Here is a 22,159-nt window from a genome sequence, read left to right as displayed (position 1 = left end):
CGGACTGTCAAGGAGCCACCGACGGGTCGTCGTTAGGATCACCCCCATGACGGCACCGGAACCGACCATCCTCGCCACCTCCGGCGGCCACCGAGCGGGTGGCCGGACCATGGTGACCTTCGACGCCCTGGTCCATCACGCCGTGGACCTCTCGGGCGCGCACGGCCGCCGCCCCCGCGTCCTCTACGTGGGCACCGCCATAGGGGACGCCGAGCACTTCACCGCCCGCATGACGGAGGCGGCCCGCGTCGCCGGGTTCGACCTGACACCGCTGCACCTGTTCCCCATGCCCAACGTCGAGGACATCGAGGAGACCGTGCTCGCCCAGGACGTCGTCTGGGTCATGGGCGGCTCGGTCGCCAACCTGCTGGCCGTGTGGCGCGTGCACGGACTGGACCGCGTCATGCGCCGGGCCTGGGAGGCCGGCGTCGTGCTCAGCGGGGTGAGCGCGGGGTCCCTCTGCTGGTTCCGGGGCGGTGCGACCGACTCCTACGGTCCCGAGCTGCGCCCGGTCACCGACGCCCTGGGTTTGCTGCCCTACGGCAACGGCGTGCACTACGACGCCGACGAGGGCCGCCGCCCGCTGACCCACCGGCTCGTCGCCGACGGCACCCTGCCCGAGGCCCACTGCACGGACGACGGCGTGGGCCTCGTCTACCGCGGCACCGAGCTGGTCGAGGCGGTGACGGAGGTCGCGGGCAAGGGCGCCTACGTGGTCGTACGCGAGGGCGACACGGCGGTGGAGGAGCGCGTCGAGCCGCGAAAGCTGCCCGGCGTGACGTGAAAGCCGGTCCTCGGTCTCCCGTTCTCCTCGGGGATGAGGGCGGGCGGCGGGCGCCGTACGTGTTTGCCACCGCGGTGAGAGGCAAAGCGGTGTCCATGAGCGATCCGAACAAGGACACGAACCAGAAGCCCAACACCACACGCACCGCCGAGTCCAAGGCCCGCGACGCCGCGGACAAGGCGACCGCCCCCGCCTCGCGGGCCGGACAGACCGCCGCGGGCAAGGCCGGTGACGCCGCGTCAGCGGCCAAGGCCGGCGCCCAGCGTTCGGCGGAAGCCGCGAACGGCGCCGTCCAGACGGCCGCCAAGGGTGTGGAGGCCGGCCGTCAGGCGGTCATCAACACCTCGGGCCAGGTGGCGGCCACGGCCAAGACGGCGTGGACGGTCATCGCCCACCGCAAGCTGGTCGCCGCGGGCGTGGGAGCCGGCATCACCGCGCTGAGCGCCGCCTCGTACGCGGTGGGACGCCGCGCCGGCCGCCACACGCACGGTCCCCTCACCCGGCTCACCGGCGGCCGGATCTGACACGGCCCGGCGGTCACGTCCCGGCGCCGACGCCACGGCACCCGGTCGGCCGGCGCACGGGCGGGCCCAGCCGCCGCGGTGCCTCCACCTCGGTACGGCGTTCGCCGGACCTCGGCCGGAACGTCCGGTACCGCTCCCCCGACGGGGGAAGATGGGACCGCGAGCGAATGCCGACCGACGCGGAGGAGTGGGCGCATGCAGCATGACCGAGCCGGAAAGCCGGCCGGCCCCGAGGACCTGATCGACGTAGCCCGGCTGGTGACGGCGTACTACGCCCTGCACCCGGACCCGGCCGAGCCGGGGCAGCGCGTGGCCTTCGGCACGTCCGGGCACCGCGGATCGTCCCTGGCGGCGGCGTTCAACGAGGACCACATCGCCGCCACCAGCCAGGCCATCTGCGAGTACCGCACCGCGCGGGGCACCGACGGCCCGCTCTTCCTGGGCGCCGACACGCACGCCCTGTCCGAGCCGGCGAGGATCACCGCACTGGAGGTGTTCGCGGCCAACGACGTGACCGTCCTCGTCGACACCGCGGACGGCTACACCCCCACCCCCGCGGTCTCGCACGCCATCCTCACCCACAACCGCGGCCGTACCTCGGGCCTCGCCGACGGAGTGGTCGTCACCCCGTCGCACAACCCGCCCGCCGACGGCGGCTTCAAGTACAACCCGCCGAACGGCGGCCCCGCGGGCTCCGACGCCACCTCCTGGATCCAGGACCGGGCCAACGAGATCATCGCCGCCGGACTGAAGGACGTACGACGCGTCCCCTACGCCCGGGCGCTCGCCGCGCCCGGCACCGGCCGCTACGACTTCCTCGACACGTACGTCTCCGACCTGCCGAGCGTCCTGGACCTCGACGCGATCCGGTCGGCAGGCGTACGGATCGGCGCCGACCCGCTGGGCGGCGCCTCCGTCGCGTACTGGGGCCGCATCGCCGAGCAGCACCGCCTCGACCTGACCGTGGTCAACCCGCTCACCGACCCCACCTGGCGGTTCATGACGCTGGACTGGGACGGCAAGATCCGCATGGACTGCTCGTCGCCGCACGCGATGGCCTCGCTCATCGAACAGCGCGACCGCTTCACCATCGCCACCGGCAACGACGCGGACGCCGACCGGCACGGCATCGTCACCCCCGACGCCGGGCTGATGAACCCCAACCACTACCTCGCCACCGCCATCGCCTACCTCTACGCCCACCGCACCGAGTGGCCCGCCGACGCGGGCGTGGGCAAGACGCTGGTGTCCTCCGGCATGATCGACCGGGTCGCCGCCGACCTCGGCCGACGGCTGGTCGAAGTACCCGTCGGCTTCAAGTGGTTCGTCGACGGACTGCTCGGCGGCTCGCTCGGCTTCGGCGGCGAGGAGTCCGCCGGGGCGTCCTTCCTGCGCCGGGACGGCTCGGTGTGGACCACGGACAAGGACGGCGTCATCCTGGCGCTGCTCGCCTCCGAGATCACCGCCGTCACCGGCAAGACCCCCTCGGAGCACTACGCCGCCCTCACCGCCCGCTTCGGCGAACCCGCCTACGCCCGCATCGACGCGCCCGCGACCCGTGAGGAGAAGGCCCGCCTGGCCAGGCTTTCCCCGGCCCAGGTCACCGCCGACACCCTCGCCGGGGAGGCGGTCACCGCCGTGCTCACCGAGGCACCGGGCAACGGCGCGCCCATCGGAGGCATCAAGGTGACCACCGAGAACGCCTGGTTCGCGGCCCGCCCCTCCGGCACCGAGGACGTGTACAAGATCTACGGGGAGTCGTTCCTCGGGGCGGACCACCTCCGGCAGGTGCAGGACGAGGCCAAACTCGTCGTCCTCGGCGCCCTGGGCGGCTGACGCCGTACCGGCCCCCTCGAACCGGGCCCCGGGCCGGTCGGCGACGACCGGCCCGGGGGAGAGCCACGCGCAGCCCGCGGATCTCGTAACCGCCGATCGCCTCCGGGAAGGCGACGCGCGGTTCCCCGTTCATCCGGACGCCGTCGAGGGCGAACAGGCGGCTGAGGCAGACATCGGTCTCCAGGAGGGCGATGTGTGCCCCGGGACACCGGTGCGGCCCGTCGCCGAAGGAGAGTCCCGCACCGGCCTCCGCGACGCGGCCGGGCCGGACCACCCCCGGGAAACGCCGAGTCGGGCGCGGCGCCCGCATCACGGCCGGGCGCGATCGCCCCGTGGGTGGGAGCGCACGGCCCACGCCGGTGTCCAGACCTCCGTGTCGAGATGACCGGACGGCCGGGAGGCGAGGTAGGCGCGCAATACGGTCAGCGCGGGGTGCGGGTTGTCCGCGTGCCAGAGCAGGGAGTGCGGGTAGACGGGCGTCGGGCCGCGCAGGGGGATGCGTCGCAGATCGTGGACGGCGGGCCAGACGAGAGGGGTCTGCTCGCTGAGGAAGGTCGCGATCGTCGAGGACTCGGCGATCGTGTCGAGGAGCCCCTCGACGCCGAAGTCGGGGCCGATCGCGTCGATGGCGAGCCCGAACTCGGCCGCGAGCGCGTCGTAGTAGGCCGACCACTCGGTGCCGGGGACGTTGCCGGGCATCCAGATGCGATGACCGGAGAGCTGGGCCGGGGTCACCGCCCGGGCCTTGGCGAACTCGTGGGCGGGCCCGGTGAAGAGCTGGAGCGGCTCGTCGAAGACGGGCGTGGCCCGGACACCGTCGGGAAGGGTGCTTCCCGGCATGGTGACGCAGCGGAAGGACGCGTCGATCGCCCCGGAGCGGATGGCGGTCACGGCCGCGTCCGCGTCGACGTGGAAGAGAGTGACGACGTCGAGGTCGACCTCGGGATGGGCGCGGTGGAAGTCGCGCAGCACCCCGGCCATGGAGAGCCGTCTGCCGATCACGTCGACCCGCAGCGGGCGCCGCCCGGGCCGCACCGATGCGGCGGCCCGCTCCGCGGCGGCGAGGAGCGCACGCGCGTGCGGGAGGAAGGCCTGCCCGTCGATGGTGAGCCGGGCCCCCCGCGCGGTGCGGGTGAACAACGGCACACCGAGGTCCCGCTCCAGCGCGGCGACGCGCTTGGAGACGGCCTGCTGGGTGATCGCCAGCTCGGCGGCGGCCACCTGGAACTGCCCAGCCTCCGCGGCGGCGACGAAGGTGCGTACGGCGATGAGATCCACGGCGGCCATCCTAAGAACACAACCGATGGTTGTGCATGACGGGTGAATCGGTTGTTCGATCCCGCACCGCGGCGCTCGCTCCGTTGGCTCAGGTCAACGGCGACGCCGACAGGGTCGGCCGCACGCGCCCTCCCGGAGGTGACCCACCCGTGCCGGACTCATCCGTCCACCGGCACAACCACTCGGAGTACCCGACGTCCTACCGGACAGCGCGCAAGCACTGGAGGCGGCCACCACCCACCGCGACGGATGGCCGCGGGTCTACCGGGCCGCGATGGGCTTCCTCTGCCTCGTCCCGCGCCCGACGGGCGACTGAGTGGGCGACTGAGTGGCAGAACCACGGAGGTCCGGTGATCGGACGGGCCGTTCTCCGGTGTTCCCGGATTTTGTGGGTAGACGGCTGGCGTAACGGTCAAGGCTCAGGAAGAGGGCGGATCGGATGGACGTGGCTGCCCAAAATGGGGACCAGCTGAGAAACGGGCTGGTCAGGGTCTCGGGGGAGTTCGAGGGCATGCCCGGCGACATCGCCCGTGGCCGTGAGTTGGCACGCCGGTTCCTGGCGCGGGTGCGGGCGGAGCAAGGCCCCCTGGTGTCGGACCGCGCGACGGACCTGGTGCAGCTCGTGGTCAGCGAGCTGCTGACGAACGCCTGCAAATACGCGCCCGGCCCCTCACTGGTCGACCTGGAGCTGGCCGAGGACCGGGTGGAGGTCACGGTGTGGGACAGCGACCCGGTGCTGCCGGTGGCCGAGACCACGGACCCGGGCCGCATCGGCCGGCACGGGCTGGAGATAGTGATGGCCGTCTGCCAGAGCTTCGAGGTGCACCGGGAACCGGTCGGCAAGCGCATGAGGGCCGCGGTGAGGCTCGCCGACGCGTGAACGGCACGGCGGTGGGCCGCCCGCATCGAGCCCGACGGGACGATGGCGGCACCGCCGGACGTGGCGCGCTCCGCCGCCCCTACCGAACGGCGGGGCGCCGGTCCCCGGCCCGGAGCCGGTAGACCACACTGCGGCGCAGCGGCCCTTCGGGCACCTCCGGGTCGTCGAAGTCGTCGGCCGGGTCACGGATCATGCCGAGGCGGCGCATCACCGCCCGCGAGCGGAGATTGGTGGCAGTCGTCACCGCGAGGACCTCCGGCAGCTCCAGCACCTCGAAGGCGTGGGCCACCACGGCCTGCGCGGCCTCGGTGGCGTAACCGTGCCCCCATGCCGGACGGGCCAGGCGCCAGCCGGCCTCCACCCCGGTGAACGGCATGCCGTCCTCCACGGGATCGAGCCCGGTGAAGCCGATGAACTCACCGGTGGCGGCGACCTCCACCGCCCACCAACCCCAGCCCCGCCGCTCCAGGTCGGCCTGGAAACGGGCCGCGGACGCCTCGCTCTGCTCCCGGGTCAGCACCCCGGGGAAGTACTCACGGACCACCGGGTCGGCGTTCATGGCCGCCCACGGGGCCAGATCGGACGTCCGCCACTCGCGGAGCAGGAGGCGACCGGTTCGCAGTCCGGAGTCGCTCACGGCGTCACGTCTTCCCCGGTGATCACCTCGGCCGGCTCTGGAGGCCGGATGTCCAGCGGCTCGTCGAAGTCGGCGAAGGACGTGGACGTGTCGTACTCGGCGCCCTTGTAGACCGCCTTGAGCAGGTGCGGCTTGCCCTTCGTCGCGACGTAGAAGGTGTAGGTTCCGCCCTTGTTCGCCTCGTCCGCCTCGTCCGCCTTGTCGGTCACGGTCAGCGCGACCGCCTCCCGGCCGGCGACGCGGGTGGCCTTCCCCTTCCTCGCCGTACCGAAGGACTCGAAGGGGCGGGTGCAGGAGGAGAGCCCGTCACCGGGCTGTGCCGCGTCGGCGGGCTTCTTGATCCACAGCCGCTGCTCGCCGGTGAGGCCACCGGGCTTCCGGTTCTCCAGGTAGGCGCGGTCGGGACGGACGTAGTCGGTCCCGCCTATCCGGATCTGGTCGAGGGTGCCGCCCTGGGAGAACGTGGTCCTCGCGGTGCACCGGCCCTCGAGGTCGGTCACGAGCCGGACGGTGACCGTACCGCCCTGCGCCGCGGTGCTGGTCGAGTCGACCCGCACGGACTTCAGCGCCCGCATCGCGGCGTTGGCGTCCTCGAGCATGTCGTCGGCGGACTGGTTGTTGCCGGAGTCACCGCTGCCGCACCCCGCCAGGAGGGTTCCGGCCAGCAGGCAGGTCAGCACGGTCGACACCGTGGTCGTGGTCTTCGTCCGCACGCAACCCTCCAGGTACATGATCAGCACCGGGAGCCTACCCGACCTCCCTCCTTCGGCCCTCCGAAGCGGTTCATCCCCGGCCGCTGAGGGAACCTGGCGGGATGGACGGCATCGGAAGGCTGTGAGGGTCGTGACATCACGCTGGGCGGGCCACCGGGAGGGCGACGAGCCAGGGGACGAAGGAGCGGACGGCGCCCCGGCGCCCGACTTCGCCCGGACCGTCCTGCACGCTCTCGGCGCCGGCGTCCTCACCCTCGACCCGTCCGCCCGCATCACCTCGGTGAACCCGTGGGCCGAGCACCTGCTGGGCCGGCCGGCGCGGGACATGATCGGTCACGACGCGCACGACCTCCTGCACCGGCATGCCGACGGCAGCCCCGTGCCGCGCGAGCGGTGCGGGCTGCGCAACCCCCTGTACGGTGCGTCCTCCGAGGAGGGCAGCGAGGAGTACTTCCAGCGGGCCGACGGCACCACGGTTCCGATCATCTGGGCCGCCACCCCATTGGTCGGCGACAACGGCCGACACGGGCTCGCGCTGGTCTTCCACGACTTCAGCCTGCACCGCAGTGCCACCGAGGAGCTCAAGGCGCGTACCACAGCCCTGGAGGCACTCACCGCCCAGTTGCACCTGGTGGCCGAGATCTCCACCGTGCTGATCCCCAGCGACCGCGCCTCCACCACGCTTCGCCGCCTCCTGCGGCTGCTGGTGCCGGAACTCGGCCAGTGGGCCGCGGCCGACGTCTACCAGGGGCAGTCGGACGTCCTGGAGCGGGTCGCCGTGCGCAGCAGCACCCACCCGCACCGTGCGGGGCGGCTGCGAGGGCCGATGACCTCGCTGCCGGACCCGGCCCGCGCCGCGCTGACCCGGCTGATCAACAGTGACCGCCCCGCCCCGCTGAGCGCCGAGGACCTGTTGAACGACCCGCACAACCCCCTCGCCGCCACCCACCGGGCGCTGTTCGAACGGCTCGGCGGACACTCGGCCGTCGTCGTCCCGCTCCGGACCAGGCAACGGTCGTACGGGACCCTGACCGTGGCAAGCGCGGGGGACCGCCCCGCCCACACCGAGGCCGAGGTCGCCCTGCTGGCCGACATCGGCCGCCGGGTCGGACTGGTCCTCGACAACGCCCGGCTCTACCACGAGCAGCAGAACGTCGCCGAGACCATGCAACGCCAGCTGCTGACACCTCTCCCGCAGGTCGACCACCTGCGCATGGCGGCCCGGTACTGGCCCGCCGAGAGCGCCATGGAGGTCGGCGGGGACTGGTACGACGCCTTTCTGCTCGCCGACGGAGTCATGGCCCTGGTCATCGGGGACGTGGTCGGGCACGACCTGCAGGCCGCCGCCCACATGGCCGAGGTCCGCAACATGCTGCGCGCCCTGGCCTGGGACCATCGGGAGCCGCCGAGCGTGATCATGCGACGCCTCGACGAGGCCGTGACCAACACCAGCGACGCCCCCATGGCCACGCTCGTCTTCGCCCGCGTCGAAGGCCCCGAAGGCGGCCCCTGGTGGTTCCACTGGGTCAACGCCGGACATCCGCCGCCGCTGCTGATCACTCGGGAGGGGGAGACCCGCTTCCTGGAGGGCGGACACGGCCCTCTGATCGGCATGAGCGCCACCCTGCGCCTCGGCCTCGGCTGGCCCGACGCGCGCGAGGAACTCCCGCCGGAGAGCCTCCTGCTGCTCTACACCGACGGTCTGGTGGAGAGCCGCGACCGCCCGATCGACCTCGGCATGGCCAAGCTCCGCCACCACGCCGGCGTCCTGGCCCGCCGGCCGGAGGGACGGGGCATCGACGAGTACTGCGACGAGCTGCTCGACCGCCTCGCACCCCGCGGCGACGACGTCGCCCTGCTCGCCCTGCGCCTGCCCGCCGCCGGTGTCGGCGCCCCCGGTGACACCGCACCGCCGCCACCGCCCCAGTCCACGCACAGCGAGGCCGCCCCGGACCGGGCCGCTCCCGGCTCACGCCGCCAGCAGCCCGAGGTGCGGGACCCGACACACGTCGACCCGGCCGAATAGAGGGAAGGGCGCCGGCGCCGCGTCCACGTGGCCGCCCTGCTCCACGTGCCCGCCCTGCTCCACGTACTCGTCCGTTCCTCGAGAGGTGACCCCGACCCGCGACCGGCCGCGCCTCGCTCACCCGAGCGGCACGGCCGCTCGCCCGTCCGGGGCACCCGAACGGGCGGAGATCGGCACCCGCTCCCTGGTTCGTCGCTTGCGCCCGTGCCCGGCCGGCCGCGCCGACACGCGGGTCCGTCATCCCTGGGCCACCGACATCGACTGCCGTACGGGTACAGGGAGTTGACGGAGCGAAGGTGTCCGGTGGTACCGGCCGTCCGCCGGTCGGTGGCCGGGGGAGTACGAGGGCTCCCGCGCCGGGCGGGCATCACCCGGCTGAGCGCCTTGAGTGGTGCGAGAGGAACGACTGGCTGACGGTAATTCACGTCGGGGCCGGGTCACCTCAGCTGACGAAGCACCAGCTGCCCGGTCGTGACGGAAGGAACCTCAGATGCGTTCTGCTCACATGCTCCTGACCACAGCGGCGGCCTCGGCCGTCCTCGTCCTCGGCGCCCCCGGCGCCTACGCGGCGGTCGGAGGCGACTGGGACCACGACGACTCTTCCTACAGCAAGGAGCACGACAACGGAGGCAAGCACGAGGAGCCGCGCGGCGGAATGCACACGGGTGGCGGTGCCCTGACCGCGGTGAACGAGGGCGACTGGGAGGGCGGCTCCAAGCAGGAGTCGAAGACCCACAAGCAGGACGAGGGCGAGAAGTCCCGGGGCGGCGAGCACGAGAAGCCGCGCGGCGGCATGCACACGGGCGGTGGTGCCCTGACCGCGGTGAACGAGGGCGACTGGGAGGGCGGCGGCTCCAAGCAGGGCTCGGAGACCTACAAGCAGGACGAGGGTGAGAAGTCCTGGGGCGGCGAGCACGAGAAGCCGCGCGGCGGCATGCACACCGGAGGCGGCGGACTGGACACGCCGACCACGACCGCGGGCGGACTGGCCGTCCTGGCCGTCGCCGGGACCGGTCTGTACGCCGTCCGGCGCAGGAAGTCGGCGCACGGAACGGCCTGAGCCGTGCCGGGCGCGATAGCAGTCGGGCCGCCGCCCAGGCACCGCGCGGCGGCCCGGCTCGCTCCCCCCACCCCCTCCGCCCGTGACCCAGTGAGGTGGTCCTCGATGGCAGTCCCTCCTTCCCCCGCCGACGACGAGCCGGCGCCGACCGGGTCCCGCTCGGGCCTGACGCTGCTGTGCGCCGTGGCGCTTCTGGTCCTGGCGGTGAGCCTGATCGGCGGCAACGACACCTCGGCCGACTCCTCCGGCCCACCGCTCGCCCCCCAGCCCGGCGCGTCGGCCCCGTCCGCCGTCGGCGAGCCGGAGGCGGACCTCCCACGGTCGAAGCCGGTACGCCTGCACATCCCGGAGATCTCCGTCGACGCCCCCTTCACCGACCTCGCCATCGGCGCGAACGGACAGCTCCAGGCCCCGCCGCCCGACGACACCAACCTGGTCGGCTGGTACGCCAAGGGCGCCTCCCCCGGGGAGGAGGGCACGTCGATCATCGCCGGGCACGTGGACACCAAGACGTCGCCGGCTGTCTTCGCCCGCCTCGGCCAACTCGAGGAGGGCGACGTCTTCCACGTCGAGAGAGCCGACGGACGGAAGGCGTCGTTCGTGGTCGACGGCGTGGAGACCTTCGACAAGGACGACTTCCCCAGCAAGCGCGTGTACGGCGACGGGGACCGGGCCGAGGTACGCCTCATCACCTGCGCGGGCGACTACGACCGGAAGGCCAAGGACTACACGGACAACCTGGTGGTCTTCGCGCACCTCACCTGAGTGCCGCACGCGCCGCACCAGCCGCACCCGCCGCCCTGTGCCGCCCGGTCACCCGCGCAGTGCATACGAGTCGCGCGCCCGCGGGGCCGGGCACAGGATCGAGGCACGCTGGCGTCGCATCACCGCGGCCGACGTTCAGTTCCGCCCCCGCGAAGGAGATGTGCGCAGGATGACCACCACATCCACCCCTGCTTCCGAACCGCTGACGCGACAGGTGTCGCACCATGTCTCCCAGTCGGTGTTCGACGGCTCCAGACTCCGGGTCGTCCTGCTGGTGGAGGTCTACGACGGAGCACAGCAGCAGTTCCTGGAGACGTACGAGCAACTGCGCAGTCACGTCGAGTCCGTTCCCGGGCACCTCGGTGAGCAGCTGTGCCAGTCCATCGAGAACCCCTCCCAGTGGCTCATCACCAGCGAGTGGGAGAGCGCCCCGCCCTTCCTGAACTGGGTGAGCAGCGAAGAGCACGTGCGGATGGTGAAGCCGCTGCACAGCTGCGTCCGGGACACCAGGTCGCTGCGCTTCCACGTCGTCCGTGAGACGAGCCACCCCGCGACGGGGGACGGGACCGCCCGGGGCGGGCTCCAGACGGCGCCCCGGATCGGTGACGGCGTGATCCGGCACGCGCTCACCTTCACGGTGAAGCCGGGCAGCGAGGACGCGGTCGGCAAGATCCTCGCCGACTACGCCTCGCCCGAGCCGCGGGTCGACGACACCACACGGCTGTGCCGCACCTCCCTGTTCCTGCACGGCAACCGGGTGGTGCGGGCCATCGAGGTGCGCGGCGACCTGCTCGCGGCCCTGCGGCACGTGGCCGAGCAGCCCGAGGTGCGGGCCGTCGAGGAGGCCATCAACCCGTATCTGGAGCAGGACCGGGACCTCGGCGACCCGGAGTCCGCCCGGGTGTTCTACACACGGGCGGCGCTGCCCGCCGTCCACCATGTGACCGCGGGGGAGGAGGATCCGGCGGCGCGGCGGCACGCCCTGTCGTACCCGGCGAGGCCGGGCCGCGGCATGCGGCTGGCCCAGTTGCTCGCCGACCGCGACGAGGCGGCCGCGGACGATCCGCGCAGCCCGGTCCTGTGCAGCACGATCTTCCAGCGCGACGACGTCGTGGTCCGGCTGGTCGACGTACGAGGCGGACTCGACGCCGGCGACCCGGCGGTGTCCCTCGGGCTCACGGACCCCGGCCAGGTGGCCGAGCTGACGACACTCCTGGACGACCCGGCCGGTACGGACGGCTCCGCACCCGCGGGCGGCGGTGACCTCGCCCGCGCTCTCGAGGGCGCTCGCATGGAGCTCGTCACCGACCGCCGTTCGCCGGACGCCTGATCCGCACCGTTCACGGCGCGCACACGTCGGCCGCCGGACCGCAGATCGCGGTCCGGCGGCCGACGTGCCGCGTCTCCCGGTCAGCTCACTCGGGCACGGTGCAGTCGAACGCGTGCAGGTAGGGGTTGACCGGACGGATGTCGTCGATGACGAGGCCCGCGTCGGTCAGCCGGCCGACCATGCTGTCGGTGGTGTGCTTGGCGCCGCCGACGTTGAGGAGCAGCAGCAGGTCCATGGCGGTGCTGAACCGCATCGAGGGCGTGTCGTCGACGAGGTTCTCGATGACCACGACCCTGGCCCCGGGCCCGCCCGCCGCCATGACGTTGCGCAGGGCACGGGCGGTGCTGTCGTCGTCCCACTCCAGGATGTTCTTGATGATGTAGACATCGGCCTGGACGGGGACGGCCACCCGGCAGTCGCCCGGCACGATCCGCACCCGGTCCGCGAGCGATCCGCCCTCGCGCAGCCGCGGGTCGGCGTTCTCCACCACTCGTGGCAGGTCGAGCAGGGTGCCCCGCATCGACGGGTACTTCTCCAGCAGGCTCGCCACCACGTGCCCCTGGCCACCGCCGATGTCCGCGACCGACGTGCTCCCCGACAGGTCGAGGAGCGCCGCGACGTCCTGCGCGGACTGCCGGCTGGACGTGGTCATGGCGCGGTTGAAGACCTCGGCCGACTCGGGAGCGTCCTCGTTGAGGTAGGTGAAGAACTCCTTGCCGTACAGGCCCTCGACGACGTTGTGGCCGGTACGCACCGCCTCGTCGAGCTGGGGCCACGCGTCCCAGGTCCACGGCTCGGTGCACCACAGCGTGATGTAGCGCAGGCTGTGCGGGTCGTCCTCGCGCAGCAGCAGCGACATGTCGGTGTGCGCGAAGGTTCCGTCCTTCCGCTCGGCGAAGACGCCGTAGCAGGTCAGGGCGCGCAGCAGCCGGCGCAGCGGCCTGGGTTCGGTCTTCACCGCGGCCGCGAGATCCTCCACGGCCATGGGGGTGTCGCCGAGTGCGTCGGCGACGCCGAGCCGGGCGGCCGCGCGGAGGGCGGCGGCACATGCCGCCCCGAACACGAGCTCCCTCAGCCGCATGGGCGGGGGTGGGGCAGTCTGTGCGGTCGTCATGTGCCGCTTTCCTTCCTACTTCGGTCCACTTCGTTCCATGGGTGGCTACGGCCGGCCGGTCAGCACAGCCCCGCGGGCTTGGAGGCCCCGCAGGTGTTGCCTTCGAAGGTGTTGGTCTTGGCGGTGTCCCCGGTCTCGGCCTGGACGAGGTCGGCGGGGGAGTTGTCGCGCAGCCTGTTGCCGGTGACCTCGTTCTTCGAGTTGCCGGTGCCCACCACGCTCTTGGCCAGGACGACGCCGCCCGACATCGACGACTTGCCGGCGTTGCCCTCGACCGTGTTGTCGGCGACCAGGACCTTCTCGACGCCGGTCAGCACGATGCCCGAACCCTGGAGCGCCTCCAGCCGGTCGGTCTTCGGACAGGACTTGTTGTTGCGCACGACGTAGTTGTCGCGCACGACCAGGTCGCCGGCCTTGGGCTTGTTCTCGTCGCCGACGACGAACACGCCGGCGCAGTTGCCGCCGATGTAGTTGTCCGCGACGGCGAGGTTGCGCAGGCGCCGGACGGTGACGCCGATCCGGTTGCCCTCGACCCGGTTGTGCTCGACGACCGTGCCCTGGGTGTCCGCGGCGCCTTCCTCGGCCTTGATGGTGTTGGCGAGGAAGATACCGGCGTCACCGTTGTCGCGGGCGGTGTTGTCCCGGAAGGTGCCGTGGATCGACCGCTCCTGGGCGATGCCCCAGACGCCGTTCTTCACCGCCGTCACGTTCCGCACGGTGAGCCCGTCGGTGGCCATCGAGAACAGGCCGGTGCGCTTGAAGCCGGTCACGGTCAGGTTGGCGACGGTGACGCCCTTGACGTTCTCGTCCTTCGTCCCGATCACGCAGATGCCGTTGCCGCCCTCGGCACAGGTGTTGTCGGTGGCCTTCTGCGTGCTCGGCTTGATGACCGCGCCGCGGCCCAGGCCGCGCAGGGTGAGCCCGGCCGTGCTCACCTTGACGCTCTCGTGGTACGTGCCGGGGGTGACGAGAACGGTGTCGCCGGGGCCGGCAGCGTCCACTGCCTTCTGGATCGATTCGCCGGGGTGGACCACGTGGGTCATGTGGCCGGCGGACGCCGGAGCCGCACCGAGCCCCGTTCCGATCATCGCTGCGGTGCACACCAGGTACACGACATGGCATTTCTTCATATTCCGCACGTTAAGCCCGAAAGATTCTCACACGGGAGGGATGAGCCATCCGACGGCGTGTCATGAACCGACGGTGAACCGGTGGTTCGCGGGCAGACGGGCGTAAGTGATCTTCATGTCGGCCGCAGGGAGGAATGACCAACGTGACCGTGCCTGAACGCCGCATACGCCCGCGACGCCCCGGACGCCGCTTCGACCTCCGCGCGACGGCCGTGTTCTTCGGGATCGCCGCCGTCGCCCTGATCGTCGTGGGATGGCTCGTGCGGATGGCGCTCGACGTCGCGGAGCGGCGTCCCGCCTGGGCCGTCGTCCTGGTGCTCGGGGGAGTGGCGGGCATCGTCTGTGTGCGCAGGAGAGCCAGATTCTCCCCGAGGAGGCTGGCCCGCCGGACCACGGGAGCCCTGGAGGCGGCCACGGCCACCGCCCTCGACGCACTGGAGACGCCGACGGCCGCGCCGACTGGGGAGGCGCACCCCGTCGAGGAGCCCGCCATGGAGGCGGTCATGGACCGTGGGGAGCCCGCCACGGAGGTGGTCGTCGACTACGAGCAGCTCACCCCCTACGAGTTCGAGCAGGCGATAGCCGACCTCTGCGTACGGGACGGCTGCACGGAGGTGGAGGTCGTGGGCGGAGCGGGCGACCTCGGCGCGGATGTGGTGGCGGTGGCTCCCGACGGCCGCCGCGTCGTCATCCAGTGCAAACACTACGGCGACGAGAACAAGGTCGGCTCCCAGGACCTCCAACGCTTCGGCGGTACCTGCTTCACCGTCCACGAAGCCGACGTCGCGATACTCGTCACCAGCAGCGACTTCACCGCTCCGGCCACCGAGTACGCCGAACACTGCGGAATACTCTGCATGAACGAGGATCAACTGCGCGACTGGAGCGAGGGACTGGTGCCGGGGCCCTGGGCGCTGAGCGACCTCGTGGAGGAAGCGCCGGAACCCCCGAACCGGTACTCCCGGTGATCTTCGGTGTCCTCCCGCCCCGCCGTCGGCCAGGGAAGGGCGGATTTTCCGCCGCTCAGTGGCAACCTGGGCAGCATGGGCAATACCGCGCTGATCGTCATCGACATGATCAACACCTACGATCACGAGGACGCCGACTCGCTGATCCCCGCCGTGGAATCCGTGCTGCCGGCGCAGACCGGCCTGCTGGAGCGGGCGCGGCGGCAGGGCGTCCCCGTGATCTACGTCAACGACAACTTCGGCGAGTGGCGTTCGCACCACGGTGAGATCCTCGACAAGGCCCTCAAGGGACCGCACGCCCGCCTCGTCGAGCCACTGCGTCCCGACGACGCATCACTCTTCGTGGTCAAGGCACGCCACTCGATCTTCTACGAGACCCCGTTGACCTATCTGCTCCACCAGCAGGGGATCGACCGGCTCGTGCTGTGCGGGCAGGTGACCGAGCAGTGTGTGCTCTACTCGGCGCTCGACGCCCACATCCGCCACCTGCAGGTCATCGTTCCGCGCGACGCGGTCGCCCACATCCACGCCGACCTCGCGGATGCCGCGCTGCGCATGATGGAGCGGAACATGGGGGCCCGGCTGTGCGACAGCGGCGAGTTGTGGACGTGAGGCGATCCGCCGACGCGGGCACCCGGCCCTGCGCCGACGGCATGCCCGCACCCCCGCTGACCGGTGGGCCCGCCGCTGCCGCCCCGTCAGCTCCGGAGGCTGCGCGCGGGCACGATGACCTGAGCGGCCGACGTGAGCGTCTCCTTGTCGTTGGCGAAGGCGGCGACCGCCTCGCCGTCGCCGGGCTCGCCGCCGGACCAGGGACGCGTGGTGAAGATCAGGCAGGAGTACCCGCGTTTGTCGACAGCCGTCCGCCACTGAGGCGTGGGCACGAACTGCGCGTTGACACCCGGCATGGTGAGCGCCGCCGCGCCCGGTACGACCAGCAGGCTGACCGGCAGATTCGGCAGGCGCGTCGCGTCGAGGACGCGATCGCCCACGGAGAGCCCGGAGTGCCGCAACAGCCGTTCGACGGCCGCCGGTGACGCCTCCGGGCCGCCCTCGCCGTCGCCGAGGGAGCAGGCGAGGAGGAAGGGGACGTCGCCGTCGGGGGTCTCACGGCTCCAGGACATGATGACGAGCGTGCCGAGCTCGGCGGTTCGCAGGGGGCGCGTGTCAGTTGAGATCGAGGTCACCGCGAAACCGTAAGGGCGCGCCGGGGCACACCCGCCCGGCTCTCACCCGACTGGCGGACGGTGTCGCGTTTCTTCACACGAACGAGGGGTGTGCGCGCTCAGTGCCGCGACAGCCGGCTGCGGATGTCGTCGAAAGGCCGGTGCACGGCCGTCTCCGCGGTCTCCGCGTCACCCGCCCGGACGGCGTCGACGCGTGCGCTGAGCGGTTCGTCGGCGAGCGAACGGTGGAGCATCCGGTGGAAGGCGCGGTCGGTCCGGGCCGCGATCTCGCCCGCCTCGTGCACCTCCGTGTGCATCGTCGGCACCAGGGCCGGGTCCCTGATCGACGATCAGTTCCTTGAGCTTCTCCTCGGCGTCCGCGGCGACCGATCGCATGTGCCGGCCCCTCTCGACCTTGACAGCCCCCGCGCTGCCGTGTGTCACTCCCCCAGGACGTAGGACGTCCTACGTCCCGCGCTCATCGGGTGGGAGGCGAGGTGCCGACCGCACCGTCCGGGGCGGAAACAGCACGACCTGGAGTACCGCATGCCCTTCCCCGCGCCGCTGCGAGGCGTCGTCCCCCCGGTCATCACCCCCCTAACCCCGGCGGGGGAGGTGGACACCGCCTCGGTGCGCCGGCTCACCGAGCACCTGATCGCGGCCGGTGTGCACGGCCTGTTCCTGCTGGGGTCCAGCGGCGAGGCCGCCTACCTCACGGACGCCCAGCGGCTGACCGCCCTGGAGACGGCCGTGGACACCGCGGCGGGCCGCGTCCCCGTGCTCGCCGGGATCATCGACACGACCACGGCCCGGGTCCTGGACCGGGCGGCCGACGCCGTGCGGGCAGGTGCCGACGCACTGGTGGCCACGGCGCCCTTCTACACCCGCACGCACCCCGTCGAGATCGCCGGCCATTTCCGGCGGCTCCGCGCGGGCGCCGACCTGCCGCTGTTCGCCTACGACATCCCGGTCGCCGTGCACACCAAGCTGCCCCGCGACGTGGTGCTCGACCTGGCCGGCGACGGCACCCTCGCCGGGCTCAAGGACTCCAGCGGCGACGAGGGCTCCCTGCGCCGCCTCCTGGTCGAACTGCGCCGGCACGCACCCCGTTTCTCGGTGCTCACCGGCTCCGAACTCACCGTCGACTGCGCGCTGCTCGCGGGCGCCGACGGAGTGGTGCCCGGCCTGGGCAACGTCGACGCCCACGGCTACGTACGGCTCTACGAGGCCGCCCGCGCCGGCGACTGGGCCGCCGCCAGGGCCGAGCAGGACCGGCTCGCCCTCCTGTTCGCCCTCACCGAGGCGGGCGACCCGGCGCTGATGGGGCCCAGCTCCGCCGCGCTCGGCGCCTTCAAGGCCGCCGCCCATCTGCTCGGCCACATCGCCTGCGCGGCCACCGCGGCACCGCAGGTACCGCTCGACGAGCCGGCCCTGGCCCGGATCCGCGGCCGGCTTGCCGAGGCCGGCCTCCTGTGACACCGGGGCCCGGCCGGGGGAGACCGACCCGCCCCGGCCCCGCCCCTCCAGTCCGACGCGCGTCCCCCCCACCCGCAGTGGATCCGTCATGCCGTCCGCGCGCACCACCCCGACCGCCCTGCCCTGGTACCGCGAGATCTCCAGGGAGAAGTGGAAGTCGTTCTTCGCCACCTGGATCGGTTCCCTCCTCGACGGCTTCGACTTCGTCCGGGGCCTTCATCACCCGCCGGCTCGGCGGCGCCGTGCTCGGCGTGCTCGGCGACCGCTTCTGCCGCAAGAAAGCCATGGTGGCAGGCACCCTGCTGTACGCGAACGGCACCTTCGCCCGCGGCTTCGCCTGGGACTGCACCAGCCTGTTCACCGCCCGACCGCTGATCGGCATGGGTAGGGCCGGCGAGCACAGCGCCAGCGCCACCTACGGGCTCCCTACGAGCACGTGGTGCCGGGACACGGCCAACCCGGTGCTCGCCGTCGTCGCCACCGGCTCGCTCTTCGCGGTGTTCACCCGCTCGGCGCCGGGGCGGTGCCCGTCCTCTCGGCCGTCGAGGCGTCCTGCCCGATCGCGTTCGGCTTCACCCCCGCGCAGGTCAGCGACGGGCCGCGTCCGGGGTGGATCGCGTACTCCGACCGGCGTAGGGGAGCGGCGGGTCGGCGCGGCACCTCGTCGTCACGTGGTGTAACAGTCTCTGTATGATCTGTAGACGAAATGCTCATAAGAGCGACGTGCGCAGTTCGCAGGGGCGCAGGATCCGGACCGCCGTGGTGGTCCTGTTCGCCGCGACCGCACTGGGTACGGCCACCGAAGCGGCGGCCTCGCCGTCGGTCCCCCCGCGCACCGACTGGGACGCCATCGCCGCATGCGAGTCCGGCGGCAACTGGAAGGCGAACACCGGCAACGGTTACTACGGCGGCCTGCAGTTCGCGCGGTCGAGCTGGATCGCGGCCGGTGGTCTCAAGTACGCCCCGCGCGCCGATCTCGCCACCCGCGGGGAGCAGATCGCCGTGGCCAAGCGCCTCGCCCGTCTTCAGGGAATGTCGGCCTGGGGCTGCGCCTGACGTTCCCGCCCGGCGGACCCGGGCAGAAGTAGTCATGTGAGCCGCCCGTCCGCACCAGGGTGAAGGAGGGCTCGGCAGCCATGGGACTTCTCCCCGGGAACAGCCGTCCCGACCCGCGCGCATGGCTCGGCGACATGATCTTCTCCAGGGTGGCGGGGCCGGAGGGGCCCGGAAACAGTGCCCGCATCCACGACACACCGGGCCCACGCTGGTTCGGGCCGGAGCGGCCGATCAGGCGGGTGCACGGGGACGCCTCGATGTTCATCGGGGGCCTGACCGCCCTGCTGCTCCAGTCCCTCCACCCCCTGGCCATGGCAGCCGTCGCCGCGCACTCCGGATTCCGCGGCGACCCCTGGGGGCGGCTGCAGCGGACCAGCACCTTCCTGGCCGTCACCACCTACGGACCGGCCGACAGCGCGCGGGAGGCCTGCGAGCGGGTGCGGGCCGTCCACGACAGCGTGCGCGGGACCACCTCCGAGGGGCAGGCCTACGCCGCCGCGGATCCGCACCTGCTGTGCTGGGTGCACGTCGCCGAGGTCGACAGCTTCCTGCGCGCCCACCAGCGCTACGGCGCCCGGCCCCTCGACGACGACGAGTGCGACGCGTACGTGGCCGACGCGGCGCGCATCGCCACCGCGCTCGGCGTCCCGGACCCGCCCGTGGACCGCGCCGGACTCACGGAGCGGCTGGCCGCCTACCGCGGCGAACTGCGCGCGACCGGCGAGGCGCGGAGCACCGCGCGGTTCCTGCTGCTCAATCTGCCCGTGCCGCTGCTCGCACGCCTCCCGTACGCGGTCATCGCCGCCAACGCGGTCTCGCTCCTGCCGGGCTGGGCCTCGCGCGCCCTGTGGCTGCCGCGCGTTCCCCCGGCCGAGGGCGTGTGCGTACGCCCGCTCGGCGTGGCCGTGACCGCGGGGATCCGCTGGGCACTGGCCCCGCCCCGCGATCCGGCCTAGAACCGTGCGGCGGGTCAGGCCGCGGGAAGGTCACCGGCCCGACCGTCAGGCCCCCGGCCCGGGATCCGGCCGCACCGGTGTACGCATGCCGGCCCGGGCCGCTTCCAGTTGCGCGGCGAACGCGATGCCGAGGAAGAGGGCCACGGCGGTGAGGTTCGCCCACAGCAGCAGCGCGATGAAGGCGGTCAGCGGACCGTAGACGGCACCGAAGGCGCCGCTGTGCCCGACGTACAGCGCGAGCAGCCAGGTCGCCGAGACCCACAGCACGAGGTGGACCGCCGAGCCGAAGGCCAGCCAGGTGTAGCCGGGCTGATCGCGGCGGGGCGACCAGCGCAGGATCACCGCCGAGGCGACCCAGGCCAGCAACAGCCCCGCCGGCACCTCCAGCACGTCCCACCACCCGGTGCCGCCGTCCCGGTCGCCGACGGAGCGGGCCACGGCGTCCCCGACGGCCTCGCCGGCGACGAGCACGAGGAACCCCAGCACCATGGGCAGGCCCGCGGTGAGCGCGAGCACCAGCGCCCTCGCGTACTTGCGGGGGAAGGGGCGGTCGCGCTCGATGCCGTAGATGCGGTTGGCGCCCCGCTCGATCTGGCCCATGGCCGAAGCGAGGTTCAGTACGGCGAACGCCAGGCCCAGCCACAGCGCGAGCGTGCTCCACGCGTCGCTGTCGGCGCTGCGCCGGGTGCCCTCGAACGCCTTCTCCACCACGTCCGCGCTGGCGCCCGGCACGATCCGGCCGAGGGTGAGCTCGATGACCCGGCCCACGCCCTCGGTGTGCACCGACGTGGCCAGGCCGACGAGCACGATGGTGAACGGGACCAGGCCGATCACCACCTGGAAGGCGAGGGCCCGCGCGTTGGTGAAGCCGTCCGCGTAGCGGAACCGGGTGAAGGAGTCGGTCAGCAGCCGCAGTCCGCCGTACCGGCGCAGGGCGGTCAGGGCTTCGTCGCCGGAGAGTTCGTCTCCGAGCATGTCCCGGGTCTGCGGGACGTGGACGGCGGTTCCCACGATGCGGCTGCTCCTCGTGTCGGGGCGGGACGGGCGGGGCGGAGGTCCTCCACCCGTGCGCATGCCCCGTGAACGAGCCGGCAGCGCGGTCGGGAGGACGTCGCACCCCGACGGCATCACCGTGTTGACCGGGGTAACCCGTGGGCGCGCACTCGTGCCCTCCACCCCCGCCGCCCGTTTTCACCGGCCGGCGGTCGGGCAGTTCCCCCGGCGGGGGAGCCGACGGCGGTCCCGGACGTCCAGTGCCGATGCGTCCGGGGCCGCCTTCGCACCGCTTGCCCCGCGGGAGGGGCTACGCGTCCGCCTGGCCCTTGTCCCGGGCGGCGAGTTCGTGGAGGCGGGCCGGTTCGGCAGCGTGTTCACTCATCCGCACACCGAGGAACCCACAGCTGAGGAGCACCGCCCCGGCGACGGAAACCGGGACCGAGGGGCCGAGCGGCGCCGGCGCCTCGGGCCAGTCCCGTGCGTCCCCGCAGGGATCCTGGGACGGCGGCCGCGTTCACGGAACCCCGTGTCGCATACGTGTGGATACACGGGGGCCGAGCCGAACCCGGCAGCCGTGGAACGGCGTACCGGTCCTGCCTGCCGCTAGGCGTGACCTCGGCCGCCGGAGTAGGCCGACCAGCGGCCGTCGCGCCTGGACACCGTGACGTCGCGGCCGAAACAGGCGGTCAGGAGGGAGTCGGTCAGGACACCGTCCACGGCCCCCTGGGACAGGACCCGGCCCTCCCGCAGCAGCAGGCCGTGGCTGACGGCCGGGAACAACTCCTCCAGATGGTGGGTGACCGTCACGGTGGCCAGTTGCCGCCGTCCCTCGGCCAGTTGGTGCATGGCCTCGACGAGATCCTCGCGGGACGGCAGGTCCAGGGCGTTGAACGGCTCGTCCAGGAGCAGCAGGGCCGGGTCGGCCATCAGCGCCCTGGCGATGAGGATGCGCGCCCGCTGCCCGCCCGAGCAGACACCGTACGGCCGGTCGGCCAGTTCCTTGACGCCGAGTTCGACGAGGAGGTCGTGGGCCCGGAGCCGGACCTCGTCGTCGTACGTCCGCCACAGGGGCTGCACGGTGCCGCTGTGGCCGGTGAGTACGACCGCGTGGGCGGTGAGGTCCTGCGGCACCCGCTGGGCGGAACCGACCTGGCCGATGCGTGCCCGCAGCTCACGGACGTCCACCCGGCCGAGCCGGCTGCCGAGGACCTCGACCGTGCCGGTCGTGGGGTGCATGAGCGCGCCGAGCAGCCGCAGCAGGGTGGTCTTCCCGGCGCCGTTGGCTCCCAGCAGGGCCCAGTGCTCTCCCGGCCGGACCGTCCAGTCGACCCCGTCGAGGATCAGCTGGTCCGTCGTGTGGCGTCGGACGCTCACGTCCCGAAGCCGCAGGACGGCCGCCCCGTGCTCGTCCACCCGTGACGTGTCTGTCTGCCCGGCCATACCGGAGCTCCTTCGCGCGGGACA

General features: G+C 72.5%; 22 protein-coding genes and 2 pseudogenes. 14 read left to right on the top strand and 10 right to left on the bottom strand.

Annotation, left to right across the window (positions count from 1 at the left end):
- Nucleotides 1-46: 46 nt before the first annotated feature.
- The 3 genes from ACIQ6R_RS32610 (at nucleotide 47) to pgm (ending at nucleotide 3,144) form a co-directional block, all read left to right on the top strand.
- The gene (locus ACIQ6R_RS32610) at nucleotides 47-784 is read left to right on the top strand and encodes a Type 1 glutamine amidotransferase-like domain-containing protein (protein WP_404225294.1); all 738 of its coding nucleotides are present in this window, start codon (nucleotides 47-49) and stop codon (nucleotides 782-784) included.
- 95 nt (nucleotides 785-879) lie between these two features.
- Nucleotides 880-1,308, top strand: coding sequence for a hypothetical protein (locus tag ACIQ6R_RS32605; protein ID WP_404182620.1), 429 nt, complete (start codon nucleotides 880-882; stop codon nucleotides 1,306-1,308).
- A gap of 195 nt (nucleotides 1,309-1,503) precedes the next feature.
- Nucleotides 1,504-3,144 (top strand): phosphoglucomutase (alpha-D-glucose-1,6-bisphosphate-dependent), encoded by a 1,641-nt coding sequence (gene pgm, locus ACIQ6R_RS32600; RefSeq protein ID WP_404225291.1) that lies wholly within the window; start codon nucleotides 1,504-1,506, stop codon nucleotides 3,142-3,144.
- Between the two features lie 43 nt (nucleotides 3,145-3,187).
- On the opposite strand, the pseudogene ACIQ6R_RS32595 reads toward pgm, so the two are convergent.
- Nucleotides 3,188-3,424 (bottom strand): annotated as a pseudogene (locus ACIQ6R_RS32595) (cytochrome P450); the annotation flags it as partial.
- Nucleotides 3,425-3,453: 29 nt separating this feature from the next.
- Entirely contained in the window at nucleotides 3,454-4,422 is a 969-nt protein-coding gene (locus tag ACIQ6R_RS32590; protein ID WP_404225289.1) for a LysR family transcriptional regulator, read from the bottom strand.
- A gap of 439 nt (nucleotides 4,423-4,861) precedes the next feature.
- Here ACIQ6R_RS32590 and ACIQ6R_RS32585 point away from each other — a divergent pair, with 439 nt between their 5' ends.
- The gene (locus ACIQ6R_RS32585) at nucleotides 4,862-5,302 is read left to right on the top strand and encodes an ATP-binding protein (RefSeq protein ID WP_404182611.1); all 441 of its coding nucleotides are present in this window, start codon (nucleotides 4,862-4,864) and stop codon (nucleotides 5,300-5,302) included.
- A gap of 79 nt (nucleotides 5,303-5,381) precedes the next feature.
- On the opposite strand, the gene ACIQ6R_RS32580 is transcribed toward ACIQ6R_RS32585, so the two are convergent.
- Nucleotides 5,382-5,861, bottom strand: coding sequence for a GNAT family N-acetyltransferase (locus ACIQ6R_RS32580; RefSeq protein ID WP_404182928.1), 480 nt, complete (start codon nucleotides 5,859-5,861; stop codon nucleotides 5,382-5,384).
- A 74-nt stretch (nucleotides 5,862-5,935) separates the two neighbouring features.
- Complete coding sequence (locus ACIQ6R_RS32575) at nucleotides 5,936-6,652, bottom strand: hypothetical protein (RefSeq protein WP_404225287.1); 717 nt, start codon at nucleotides 6,650-6,652, stop codon at nucleotides 5,936-5,938.
- Between the two features lie 130 nt (nucleotides 6,653-6,782).
- On the opposite strand from ACIQ6R_RS32575, the gene ACIQ6R_RS32570 reads away from it, so the two are divergent.
- The 4 genes from ACIQ6R_RS32570 to ACIQ6R_RS32555 all read left to right on the top strand — a co-directional run bounded on the left by ACIQ6R_RS32570 (nucleotide 6,783) and on the right by ACIQ6R_RS32555 (nucleotide 11,833).
- On the top strand, nucleotides 6,783-8,678 hold the full coding sequence (locus ACIQ6R_RS32570) for a SpoIIE family protein phosphatase (protein WP_404225285.1): 1,896 nt from the start codon (nucleotides 6,783-6,785) through the stop codon (nucleotides 8,676-8,678).
- 490 nt (nucleotides 8,679-9,168) lie between these two features.
- Nucleotides 9,169-9,738: a hypothetical protein gene (locus tag ACIQ6R_RS32565; RefSeq protein WP_404182602.1), complete on the top strand. Its 570-nt coding sequence runs from the start codon at nucleotides 9,169-9,171 to the stop codon at nucleotides 9,736-9,738.
- Between the two features lie 105 nt (nucleotides 9,739-9,843).
- Nucleotides 9,844-10,503, top strand: coding sequence for a class F sortase (locus tag ACIQ6R_RS32560; RefSeq protein WP_404182600.1), 660 nt, complete (start codon nucleotides 9,844-9,846; stop codon nucleotides 10,501-10,503).
- A gap of 169 nt (nucleotides 10,504-10,672) precedes the next feature.
- Nucleotides 10,673-11,833, top strand: a complete 1,161-nt coding sequence (locus ACIQ6R_RS32555) for a SchA/CurD-like domain-containing protein (RefSeq protein ID WP_404182597.1) — start codon at nucleotides 10,673-10,675, stop codon at nucleotides 11,831-11,833.
- Nucleotides 11,834-11,918: 85 nt separating this feature from the next.
- Here ACIQ6R_RS32555 and ACIQ6R_RS32550 read toward each other — a convergent pair whose 3' ends face one another.
- The gene (locus ACIQ6R_RS32550) at nucleotides 11,919-12,947 is read right to left on the bottom strand and encodes a methyltransferase (RefSeq protein WP_404182594.1); all 1,029 of its coding nucleotides are present in this window, start codon (nucleotides 12,945-12,947) and stop codon (nucleotides 11,919-11,921) included.
- A gap of 59 nt (nucleotides 12,948-13,006) precedes the next feature.
- Entirely contained in the window at nucleotides 13,007-14,077 is a 1,071-nt protein-coding gene (locus ACIQ6R_RS32545; protein ID WP_404182591.1) for a nitrous oxide reductase family maturation protein NosD, read from the bottom strand.
- 143 nt (nucleotides 14,078-14,220) lie between these two features.
- Between ACIQ6R_RS32545 and ACIQ6R_RS32540 the strand changes: the two genes are divergently transcribed.
- Nucleotides 14,221-15,045: a restriction endonuclease gene (locus tag ACIQ6R_RS32540; RefSeq protein ID WP_404225428.1), complete on the top strand. Its 825-nt coding sequence runs from the start codon at nucleotides 14,221-14,223 to the stop codon at nucleotides 15,043-15,045.
- A 75-nt stretch (nucleotides 15,046-15,120) separates the two neighbouring features.
- Nucleotides 15,121-15,657: an isochorismatase family cysteine hydrolase gene (locus ACIQ6R_RS32535; protein WP_404182588.1), complete on the top strand. Its 537-nt coding sequence runs from the start codon at nucleotides 15,121-15,123 to the stop codon at nucleotides 15,655-15,657.
- A gap of 86 nt (nucleotides 15,658-15,743) precedes the next feature.
- Here ACIQ6R_RS32535 and ACIQ6R_RS32530 read toward each other — a convergent pair whose 3' ends face one another.
- Both ACIQ6R_RS32530 and ACIQ6R_RS32525 read right to left on the bottom strand, forming a co-directional pair.
- The gene (locus tag ACIQ6R_RS32530) at nucleotides 15,744-16,232 is read right to left on the bottom strand and encodes a DUF5949 family protein (RefSeq protein WP_404225283.1); all 489 of its coding nucleotides are present in this window, start codon (nucleotides 16,230-16,232) and stop codon (nucleotides 15,744-15,746) included.
- A gap of 98 nt (nucleotides 16,233-16,330) precedes the next feature.
- The gene (locus ACIQ6R_RS32525) at nucleotides 16,331-16,537 is read right to left on the bottom strand and encodes a hypothetical protein (protein ID WP_404225281.1); all 207 of its coding nucleotides are present in this window, start codon (nucleotides 16,535-16,537) and stop codon (nucleotides 16,331-16,333) included.
- A gap of 220 nt (nucleotides 16,538-16,757) precedes the next feature.
- Here ACIQ6R_RS32525 and ACIQ6R_RS32520 point away from each other — a divergent pair, with 220 nt between their 5' ends.
- From ACIQ6R_RS32520 to ACIQ6R_RS32505, 4 genes and pseudogenes are all read left to right on the top strand, one after another.
- A complete protein-coding gene (locus tag ACIQ6R_RS32520) occupies nucleotides 16,758-17,687 on the top strand; it encodes a dihydrodipicolinate synthase family protein (RefSeq protein WP_404182579.1) in 930 nt (309 codons plus the stop codon).
- Between the two features lie 88 nt (nucleotides 17,688-17,775).
- Nucleotides 17,776-18,106, top strand: a pseudogene (locus ACIQ6R_RS32515) (MFS transporter); the annotation flags it as partial.
- A gap of 271 nt (nucleotides 18,107-18,377) precedes the next feature.
- Nucleotides 18,378-18,743 carry a transglycosylase family protein gene (locus tag ACIQ6R_RS32510; RefSeq protein WP_404182576.1) on the top strand — a complete coding sequence of 122 codons (366 nt, stop codon included), beginning with the start codon at nucleotides 18,378-18,380 and terminating at the stop codon, nucleotides 18,741-18,743.
- Between the two features lie 80 nt (nucleotides 18,744-18,823).
- A complete protein-coding gene (locus tag ACIQ6R_RS32505; protein ID WP_404225279.1) occupies nucleotides 18,824-19,699 on the top strand; it encodes an oxygenase MpaB family protein in 876 nt (291 codons plus the stop codon).
- Nucleotides 19,700-19,744: 45 nt separating this feature from the next.
- Here ACIQ6R_RS32505 and ACIQ6R_RS32500 read toward each other — a convergent pair whose 3' ends face one another.
- Together ACIQ6R_RS32500 and ACIQ6R_RS32495 are read right to left on the bottom strand one after the other, a co-directional pair.
- On the bottom strand, nucleotides 19,745-20,710 hold the full coding sequence (locus ACIQ6R_RS32500) for a YihY/virulence factor BrkB family protein (protein WP_404225278.1): 966 nt from the start codon (nucleotides 20,708-20,710) through the stop codon (nucleotides 19,745-19,747).
- A 588-nt stretch (nucleotides 20,711-21,298) separates the two neighbouring features.
- Nucleotides 21,299-22,135: an ABC transporter ATP-binding protein gene (locus ACIQ6R_RS32495; protein ID WP_404225276.1), complete on the bottom strand. Its 837-nt coding sequence runs from the start codon at nucleotides 22,133-22,135 to the stop codon at nucleotides 21,299-21,301.
- Nucleotides 22,136-22,159 lie beyond the last annotated feature (24 nt).

It is taken from the genome of Streptomyces sp. NPDC096048, from assembly GCF_044763415.1.
Classification (GTDB): Bacteria; Actinomycetota; Actinomycetes; order Streptomycetales; family Streptomycetaceae; genus Streptomyces.
This window is presented reverse-complemented; position numbering and strand designations above follow the sequence as displayed.

Coding starts and splice junctions, on each gene's coding strand:
- ACIQ6R_RS32585 (WP_404182611.1), top strand. CDS start 4,862: ATGGACGTGGCTGCCCAAAATGGGGACCAGCTGAGAAACGGGCTGGTC.
- ACIQ6R_RS32505 (WP_404225279.1), top strand. CDS start 18,824: ATGGGACTTCTCCCCGGGAACAGCCGTCCCGACCCGCGCGCATGGCTC.
- pgm (WP_404225291.1), top strand. CDS start 1,504: ATGCAGCATGACCGAGCCGGAAAGCCGGCCGGCCCCGAGGACCTGATC.
- ACIQ6R_RS32535 (WP_404182588.1), top strand. CDS start 15,121: ATGGGCAATACCGCGCTGATCGTCATCGACATGATCAACACCTACGAT.
- ACIQ6R_RS32580 (WP_404182928.1), bottom strand. CDS start 5,861: ATGAACGCCGACCCGGTGGTCCGTGAGTACTTCCCCGGGGTGCTGACC.
- ACIQ6R_RS32550 (WP_404182594.1), bottom strand. CDS start 12,947: ATGACGACCGCACAGACTGCCCCACCCCCGCCCATGCGGCTGAGGGAG.
- ACIQ6R_RS32605 (WP_404182620.1), top strand. CDS start 880: ATGAGCGATCCGAACAAGGACACGAACCAGAAGCCCAACACCACACGC.
- ACIQ6R_RS32560 (WP_404182600.1), top strand. CDS start 9,844: ATGGCAGTCCCTCCTTCCCCCGCCGACGACGAGCCGGCGCCGACCGGG.
- ACIQ6R_RS32555 (WP_404182597.1), top strand. CDS start 10,673: ATGACCACCACATCCACCCCTGCTTCCGAACCGCTGACGCGACAGGTG.
- ACIQ6R_RS32545 (WP_404182591.1), bottom strand. CDS start 14,077: ATGAAGAAATGCCATGTCGTGTACCTGGTGTGCACCGCAGCGATGATC.
- ACIQ6R_RS32565 (WP_404182602.1), top strand. CDS start 9,169: ATGCGTTCTGCTCACATGCTCCTGACCACAGCGGCGGCCTCGGCCGTC.
- ACIQ6R_RS32520 (WP_404182579.1), top strand. CDS start 16,758: ATGCCCTTCCCCGCGCCGCTGCGAGGCGTCGTCCCCCCGGTCATCACC.
- ACIQ6R_RS32610 (WP_404225294.1), top strand. CDS start 47: ATGACGGCACCGGAACCGACCATCCTCGCCACCTCCGGCGGCCACCGA.
- ACIQ6R_RS32510 (WP_404182576.1), top strand. CDS start 18,378: ATGATCTGTAGACGAAATGCTCATAAGAGCGACGTGCGCAGTTCGCAG.
- ACIQ6R_RS32495 (WP_404225276.1), bottom strand. CDS start 22,135: ATGGCCGGGCAGACAGACACGTCACGGGTGGACGAGCACGGGGCGGCC.